This is a genomic window from Streptomyces sp. MK37H, assembly GCF_018035285.1.
GTDB classification, from domain to species: Bacteria; Actinomycetota; Actinomycetes; order Streptomycetales; family Streptomycetaceae; genus Streptomyces; species Streptomyces endocoffeicus.
The window spans coordinates 1-6,372 of record NZ_JAAAYH010000489.1; the positions used below are offsets into that span (position 1 = coordinate 1).

The window sequence follows — 6,372 nt, forward strand, 5'->3', positions numbered from 1 at the left end:
ATTGCTCAACGTACCCTTACTCCTTACGACGCCGCGGAAGGACTACGCTAACGGACGTGTGGGGGAGGGACGTGGTCCCCGTCGCTGTCCCGCCCCGGCGCCGTCCGTACACATCCCCGCGCGGTCACGCAGCGCATCGACAGGAGAGTTCCTCGTGCCGAAGTCACGGATCCGCAAGAAGGACGACTTCACGCCGCCGCCGGCGAAGCAGGCAGCCAGCATCAGTCTGAACAGCGGCCGCCGGTGGGTGGCACCCCTGATGCTGGCCATGTTCCTGATCGGCCTCGCGTGGATCGTCATCTTCTACGTGACCACAGGGGACATGCCGGTCGAATCGCTGGGCAACTGGAACATCGTGGTCGGCTTCGGCTTCATCGCCGCGGGGTTCGTCGTCTCCACCCAGTGGAAGTGACCCGGCGGTCCCCACGTTCGTCCCCAGGTTGTCCACAGAGTTATCCACAGCCGGGGAAAACTCAGAAGATCTGTGGATAACCTCTGCCGTGTTGACGCCGGTGTGACCGGTGACGGGCGTCTGTTCGATCGTTCACACCCCCGCCTTCCTGCGAAAACGCAGGTCAGCCGGGGGCCGTACGCAAGTTCTCCACAGGTTGCGTAAGATCCGCCACGCGCTGTGGACAACTGACCGGGTCCGGCTCGTCCCAGGTGGCCTTTGGCCGACCGCTCATCGGTCGGCCGCTCCGCTCATCCGGTCAGCTTCCTCAACCGGTGGCTTCAGCCGGTGAGCTGCGCCGTGCGGATCCACACCATCGCGACGATCGCGAGCAGCACCAGGACGCAGGTCCCCCGCTGCACCAGCGCCCGCTTCTCCCGGGGCGCGTGCACCATCCCGTACGCCACCACCGTGCCCGCGACCAGGCCGCCGACATGGGCCTGCCAGGCGATACCGGACCAGGTGAAGGTGAAGAGCAGATTCAGCGCCAGCAGCGCGATGACCGGCCGCATGTCGTAGTTCAGCCGACGCATCAGCACTGCGGTGGCGCCGAGCAGTCCGAAGATCGCGCCGGAGGCGCCCAGCGACGGCTGGTTCTGCGCGGCCAGGAGGTACGACAGCGCACTGCCGCCCAACCCCGACAGCAGGTAGAGCACGATGAAGCGGACACGGCCGAGCGCGGCCTCCAGCGGGCCGCCGATCCACCACAGCGAGAGCATGTTGAAGGCGATGTGCATCAGCTGCTGATGGAGGAAGACCGCGGTCACCAGCCGCCACCACTGGCCCTCGGCGACGCCGACGACCTGCACCGTGCCCGGGTCGTAGGCCCGGCCGACCAGGTCGAGATCGTTCACCAGCCGGTCGCCCGCGGACAGCGCGGCGAGCCATACCGCGATGTTGATGGCCACCAGGATCTTGGTGATCAGCCGGGGGTCCGAGGCCATCGTGCCGCCGGCCAGGGTGCGCGGCTGGGCGGCGCGCGGCGGGGGACCGGCGGCCGAGGCCCCGGACCCGACGGACGCCCGTCCGCTCACACACTCGGGGCACTGGAACCCCACAGACGCGCTGATCATGCACTCGGGGCAGATCGGGCGCTCACAGCGGGTGCAGCTGATGCCGGTCTCCCGCTGGGGGTGCCGGTAGCAACAGACCGCCTGGTCCTCCATGGTGTCCCCTCGCCCCTTGTCCACTTCTGATCGGGCGTTCCCCCGCCCCGCTTGTTCACACGGACACTTGTTCACACGGACAAGCGGGGCATGAAAGTTCCCCGTACGGGTTCAGCCCTCGCGCGTCTCGACGACGACCGACTCGATGACGACGTCCTGGAGCGGACGGTCGGTGCGCGGATTGGTCGCGGTGCCCGCGATCGCGTCGACGACCTTCTTGCTGCCCTCGTCGACGACCTCGCCGAAGATGGTGTGCTTACCGGTCAGCCACGCGGTCGGGGCGACCGTGATGAAGAACTGCGAGCCGTTGGTGCCGGGGCCGGCGTTGGCCATCGCCAGCAGGTACGGCTTGTTGAAGGCCAGGTCCGGGTGGAACTCGTCGCCGAACTCATAGCCGGGGCCACCGGTCCCGTTGCCCAGCGGGTCACCGCCCTGGATCATGAAGCCACTGATCACCCGGTGGAAGACGGTGCCGTCGTAGAGCTTCTCCTTGGCCTTCTTGCCAGTGGCTGGGTGAGTCCACTCGCGACTGCCTTCGGCCAGTTCGACAAAGTTCTTGACCGTCTTGGGCGCGTGATTCGGCAGCAGCCGGACCACGATGTCGCCGTTGTTCGTCTTCAGGGTGGCGTATAGCTGCTCGGCCACGATCAACCTTCCATCGTTTTCACTTACGTCTCCTGATCCTCGCACGGACGCAAGGCGGACGAGTAGCCGCTGATGCGGCCCCGGGCGCGCCGATCCGCGCGGTTTCCCCGAGAATCCTCCCTATGACCCAGATGCCCGATCACGCATGCCGGCCGCGCTTCGAACGGGCATGATCTCCACAAACAGGCATGATCTTTCTTGGGATGGAAACACGAAAGTGGGCAAATAGAGCGCGCAACGAGAACGCACGACTCTGAACCCCGGAGCTTGACCACGCCACCGAGGAGGAGGATCCCGTGACCCGCATTGACAGCGTGCGAGCCGCGACCGGCACAGCCAAGGGCAGCGTCCTGCACGCCGCGGAGGCGGTGGCGCCCTATGCCGGCACGGCCAAGGACACCGCGTCGCGCTACGCGCACGAGGCCCGCGTCCGGCTGGCGCCGAAGGTCTCGACCGCAGCACACCAGGCCCGGTGCACGGCCGGTGCTCAGTACCACGCCCATATCGCGCCACGGCTCGACCAGGCCCGCGGCACCCTGCCGCCGAAGGTGGACCAGGCCGCCACACGGGCCGCCAAGCGCACCCGTAAGGCGGCACGCCACGCCGCCGACTACACCGCACCGCGGGTGGAGCAGGCGATGGCCGGGGTGCGCGCCGCCGCAGGACCGGCGCGCGAGGAGGCGGCCGTCCGCACGGCGGCGGCCATCGCGGCGCTGCGCACCCATGTGACGGCCGCGGAGATCGAGAAGCTCGCCCGGAAGCACCGCCGCCGGGCCCGGGCCGCCCGCTTCGCCAAGCGGGCGACCTTCATCGGGCTGGTCGGCGCGGGGGTCTACGCCGCGTGGAAGTGGTGGGACAAGCAGGCCAACCCCGACTGGCTGGTCGAACCCCCGGCGGCGACCGAGGTGGGCGACCGCGAGCGGCTCTCGGCGGTGGACGGCAGCGACCAGAACGCCCTCGACCCCGAGGTGCAGGCCAAGCAGGCCGAGGCCGAGGCCCGCAGGGACGACGAGCGCTGAGGGCACCGCTCGCGGCGCCCGGCGCAAGCCCTCCACGAGGGGCGGGAGATCTCTTGGTCTCCCGCCCCTCGTCCTTTTCTCCGGCGCCGGCTCCGGCTCAGTCCGCCGGGTCCTCCCCCTGGGAGCGGCGCTGCCGCCGCTCCAGGAAGATCTCGGTGAAGACCGAGACCTTGGCCCGCAGCGCCCAGGGGTCGAACGGCTTGGCCATGTAGTCCACCGCACCGGCCGCATAGCCCCGCGAGGAGTGCTCGGGGTCGGAGCCCATCGCGGTGAGGAAGATGATCGGGATGTCGCGGTTACGGGGGCGCCGCTTGATGTGGGCCGCCGTCTCATAGCCGTCCATCTCGGGCATCTGCACATCCAGCAGGATCACCGCGAAGTCGTCATGGTCGAGCAGCGCCTTGAGGGCCTCCTGCCCGGAGGTCGCGGTCACCAGCTCCTGGTCGAGCGTGGCCAGCACGGCCTCCATGGCCAGCAGATTGTTCTGCTGGTCGTCCACCACGAGGATCTTCGGCCGCGGCCCCATGGCCCGCTGGGACGCGGCGGGCCCCTCCCGTCCCATGGGCTCCTCCTCCTGCTGTGGCACCGCGGCCGGGCGCTGGGACTCCACCATGGCCAGCTGCCGCTCCAGGACCAGACAGCGCTCCTCCGCGAGCCGCCCCCGCAGCCGCACCTCGTCCAGCTCCTCGGTGAGCCGCCGCACCTCCTGCTGGAGCAGATCCCGCTCCTTGATCAGTTCCTCCCGGCCCGGGATGTCCCGCTCCAGCGCGTCGGCCCGGGCGCGCTCCGTCGCCCATGCCGCCTCGGCCTGGTTCAGCCGCACCTCGAGATCGGCGATGCGGTGCTTGAGGTCCAGCAGCGCCTCGCCCAGCACGTCCTGGTGCGCCATGGAGACCCGCGCGTCCCGATCGGCGTCGGCCAGCTGGATCTGCAGGATCTCCATGGCATGCCCGGGGGAGCGGCTGGTGCGGACCGCGGCCCGGTGCAACTCCCGCACCAGCTCGATGGCGGCGGGGGTGGGAGCGACGCCGCGCCGCGCCGCGAGATCGGTGAACAGATCGAAGACGAACTCCCACGGCGGGATCCGGGTGCCACTCAGAAACCGCGAGATGGTGCTCGGATCCCGGTGCCTGCGCACCGCGTATCTGCGCACCGAGACCCCCAGCCCCAGGAACAGCTTCCTCAGCTCCACAGCGAACGCCCGGCACTCCTCGGGCAGGTTCTCGCCCAGCGGATGCAGACCACCCATCGTGTCCCCCTGTACGGCGCACCGCGCCGATCAGACGACTCCCGGGCGATCTGCCCGAGTTGTGGAAAACACCCTGGAGCATCCCGCGGGTGTTGCGCCGGGTAATGACAAGAGTGGCAACACCGATATCAGGGGCGAAAACGCATCAGCCAGGACACCGGTCCGGCGTCCTGGCTGGTGATGGAGGTGGAGCCTAGGAGAGTCGAACTCCTGACATCCGCCATGCAAAGACGGCGCTCTACCAACTGAGCTAAGGCCCCTTCGCCGATCAGGATACCTGGTACCGACCAGCATTCCCGACCGGGTATCGCTCGCGCGTAGCGCTCTCCGTAGGATGCCACGCAAGATTCGCGGCAGCGAAGCGAAGGGGAGAGCGAGATGGACGCAACACAGCAGGATGCCACCGCGCGCGCACGGGAGCTTCAGCGCAGCTGGTACGGGGAGCCGCTGGGGGCGCTCTTTCGCCGTCTCATCGACGATCTCGGTCTGAACCAAGCCCGTCTCGCCGCCGTCCTCGGTCTGTCCGCGCCCATGCTCTCGCAGCTCATGAGCGGCCAGCGCGCCAAGATCGGCAACCCCGCCGTGGTCCAGCGGGTGCAGGCGCTGCAGGAGCTGTCCAGTCAGGCGGCGGACGGCAGGGTCAGCGCCGCCGAGGCAGCCGAACGCATGGAGGAGATCAAGAAGTCCGCGGGCGGCTCGGTCCTCCACTCCACCCAGACCACGGCGAGCACGGGCGCCCCGACCGTACGGCGAGTGGTACGCGAGATCCAGTCGCTGCTGCGGTCCGTGGCGGCCGCGGGGGACATCATCGATGCCGCCGACTCCCTCGCCCCCACCCACCCCGAGCTGGCAGAGTTTCTCCGTGTGTACGGCGCCGGGCGGACCGCCGAGGCGGTCGCCCACTACGAGGCGCACCAGAGCTGACGGGCTGAACTGCTGACGAGTCGATGACGGGGCGGGCACGGCGCGATGGGTGAGATCTTCGCGGGCCGGTACGAGCTGGTGGACCCGATCGGGCGCGGGGGCGTGGGCGCGGTATGGCGCGTCTGGGACCACCGCCGCCGACGGTACGTGGCAGCGAAGGTACTCCAGCAACGCGACGCCCATACGCTGCTGCGCTTCGTCCGGGAACAGGCCCTGCGGATCGATCACCCCCATGTGCTGGCACCGGCCAGCTGGGCGGCCGACGACGACAAGGTGCTGTTCACCATGGACCTGGTGGGCGGCGGCTCGTTCGCCCATCTCATCGGGGACTACGGCCCGCTGCCGCCGCGCTATGTGTGCACCCTGATCGACCAGCTGCTCTCCGGACTGGCCGCGGTGCACGCCGAGGGCGTGGTGCACCGGGACATCAAACCCGCGAACATCCTGCTGGAATCCACCGGGACCGGACGGCCGCACGTCCGGCTGTCCGACTTCGGCATCGCGCTGACCAAGGGTGAGCCGCGCCTCACCGAGGCCAACTACGTAATGGGCACGCCCGGCTACTTCGCGCCCGAGCAGATGATGGGCGACGACCCCGACTTCCCGGCGGACCTCTTCGCCGTCGGGCTGGTGACGCTCTATCTGATCACCGGGCACAAGCCGGACGGGGAGGCGCTCGTCAAGCTCTTCGAGCAGGGGGTGCCGAACGCGCCCACCGGGGTGCCCGAACCGCTGTGGCAGGTGATCGCGGGGCTGCTGCAGCCGGACCCCGAGAACCGCTTCCGCACCGCCACGGGCGCGCGGAAGGCGCTGGCGACCGCGGTCGACCTGCTGCCCGAGGCCGACCTGGACGACGATGCCATCGAGGTCTTCGACCAACTCGGGCCGCTGCCCACCGGATTCGGCCCCGACGGCCCC

7 protein-coding genes and 1 tRNA gene are annotated in these 6,372 nt (G+C 69.4%); 4 read left to right on the forward strand and 4 right to left on the reverse strand.

All coding sequences use genetic code 11. The annotated features are described in order from the left end of the window. The first annotated feature begins 154 nt into the window (after positions 1–154). Complete coding sequence (crgA, locus tag GWI24_RS38595; protein ID WP_020869949.1) at positions 155–412, forward strand: cell division protein CrgA; 258 nt, start codon at positions 155–157, stop codon at positions 410–412. A gap of 320 nt (positions 413–732) precedes the next feature. Here the strand turns inward: crgA and GWI24_RS38600 are convergent, their stop codons facing one another. Together GWI24_RS38600 and GWI24_RS38605 are read right to left on the reverse strand one after the other, a co-directional pair. Beyond that, complete coding sequence (locus tag GWI24_RS38600) at positions 733–1,617, reverse strand: rhomboid family intramembrane serine protease (protein WP_210950699.1); 885 nt, start codon at positions 1,615–1,617, stop codon at positions 733–735. A 111-nt stretch (positions 1,618–1,728) separates the two neighbouring features. Then, entirely contained in the window at positions 1,729–2,262 is a 534-nt protein-coding gene (locus tag GWI24_RS38605) for a peptidylprolyl isomerase (protein ID WP_137978714.1), read from the reverse strand. 296 nt (positions 2,263–2,558) lie between these two features. On the opposite strand from GWI24_RS38605, the gene GWI24_RS38610 reads away from it, so the two are divergent. Beyond that, positions 2,559–3,281 (forward strand): DUF5324 family protein, encoded by a 723-nt coding sequence (locus GWI24_RS38610; protein WP_210950700.1) that lies wholly within the window; start codon positions 2,559–2,561, stop codon positions 3,279–3,281. A 97-nt stretch (positions 3,282–3,378) separates the two neighbouring features. Here the strand turns inward: GWI24_RS38610 and GWI24_RS38615 are convergent, their stop codons facing one another. Both GWI24_RS38615 and GWI24_RS38620 read right to left on the reverse strand, forming a co-directional pair. Next, complete coding sequence (locus GWI24_RS38615; protein WP_210950701.1) at positions 3,379–4,530, reverse strand: two-component system response regulator; 1,152 nt, start codon at positions 4,528–4,530, stop codon at positions 3,379–3,381. 187 nt (positions 4,531–4,717) lie between these two features. Beyond that, a tRNA-Ala gene (locus tag GWI24_RS38620) sits at positions 4,718–4,790 on the reverse strand. A gap of 118 nt (positions 4,791–4,908) precedes the next feature. Here GWI24_RS38620 and GWI24_RS38625 point away from each other — a divergent pair. Continuing rightward, on the forward strand, positions 4,909–5,454 hold the full coding sequence (locus GWI24_RS38625; RefSeq protein ID WP_210950702.1) for a DNA-binding protein: 546 nt from the start codon (positions 4,909–4,911) through the stop codon (positions 5,452–5,454). Between the two features lie 45 nt (positions 5,455–5,499). Beyond that, positions 5,500–6,372, forward strand: an 873-nt coding sequence (locus tag GWI24_RS38630) for a serine/threonine-protein kinase (RefSeq protein ID WP_210950703.1), incomplete at its 3' end; no start/stop codon positions are given.